This is a genomic window from Mesorhizobium helmanticense (genome assembly GCF_003034915.1).
Taxonomy (GTDB): Bacteria; Pseudomonadota; Alphaproteobacteria; order Rhizobiales; family Rhizobiaceae; genus Mesorhizobium; species Mesorhizobium helmanticense.
Map to the genome: position 1 here is coordinate 1 of NZ_PZJX01000109.1, position 1,206 is coordinate 1,206.

Here is a 1,206-nt window from a genome sequence, read left to right on the forward strand (position 1 = left end):
GCGTGGTCAGTCCAAGCCAGGCTCCAACCGAACGCGACGTTCGGAAGTTTGCCGGGTCCTCAATTGCAGCGACATAGGAGACAGCCGTCACGGCACCAATACCCGGTACCGTCATCAAAAGCCGCGTGGCCTGGCTTTCCCGTGCCGTTGCAAGCAGTTGGCGATCCCACCGACCAGAACCTCGCCGGGCAGATCGCCGCGCTCAAGGCCGCCGGCTGCGAGGTCATTCGCGAGGAGTAGAAGAGCGGCTCTACCCTGGAAGGCCGGCCGCAACTCAACACCATTCTCGGCTTCATTCATGTTGGCGAGACGCTTTCGTCACCCGGATTGACCTCCTGGCCAGATCGCTGCGCGACCTGCAGATGATCGTGGACAAGCTCAAGACGAAGGGCGCGCATCTCTCCGCGACAGAACAACCTGTCGATACGTCGACCGCCGCCGGTAAGGCCTTCTTTGACATGCTTGGTGTCTTTGCCGAGTTCGAGACCAATCTGCGGCGCGAGCGCCAGGCGGAGGGAATCGCTGCCGCCAAGAAGCGCGGCACATACAAGGGCCGGCCGCCGAAAATCGACCGCGACGCGATCCAGCAAAGGCTTAAACAGGGTCAGGGCCTAACACAAATCGCCCGCGATCTCGGCGTCTCACGCGGTACTGTCTATCAGGTGAGGAAAGGGGCAAATGACGAAGGGCAGGCTCATAACCCGTCTGACGCCAGCGACATGCGAAGAGATCCAGACCCGCATGCTCGAGGTCTGCCAGAAGATCGCTGAGGACCACGGCCTGGTCATCGAGGGCGCCGGATGGCGCGGCACGGATACCGGCTTCTTCTTCGAGCCCGTGTTCCGCGTCAGCATTCCCGCTTCCGACGGCACCGCATTCAATCTCGAAAAAGACAGGTTCGAGTTCTTGGCAGAGCACTTCGGATTGGCCCCTTCGGACTTCGGACGCGAGTTCCGCACCGGAAGCGAGCGATTCCGGATCACCGGCATCTATCCAAAGCGGCCACGCTACCCGATCTCCGCTGAGCGAATTCCCGACCGCAGAGGGTTCAAATTTGCCGCCGAAACGTCGCCATGCTCCTCCAAGCCAAGGCGAACAAGCCGTGACGTTCTCGGATTGTTCCGCAAGTTGGCCAAAATCGCAGCTTCGGGCCGATTAGGCCTACTACAGGTTCCCCTTGAGCCTGCGTCTCGAGGAAATGCTGCT

1 protein-coding gene and 2 pseudogenes are annotated in these 1,206 nt (G+C 60.9%); 2 read left to right on the forward strand and 1 reads right to left on the reverse strand.

Annotation, left to right across the window (positions count from 1 at the left end; all coding sequences use genetic code 11):
- Nucleotides 1-202, reverse strand: a pseudogene (locus tag C9427_RS33520) (transposase); the annotation flags it as partial.
- On the opposite strand from C9427_RS33520, the pseudogene C9427_RS33525 reads away from it, so the two are divergent.
- Both C9427_RS33525 and C9427_RS33530 read left to right on the forward strand, forming a co-directional pair.
- A pseudogene (locus tag C9427_RS33525) lies at nucleotides 142-683 on the forward strand (recombinase family protein); the annotation flags it as partial. The pseudogenes C9427_RS33520 and C9427_RS33525 sit on opposite strands and share 61 nt — an antisense overlap.
- A 58-nt stretch (nucleotides 684-741) precedes the next feature.
- Nucleotides 742-1,206: hypothetical protein (locus C9427_RS33530; RefSeq protein ID WP_245437299.1), on the forward strand; the 465-nt coding region annotated here is incomplete at its 3' end.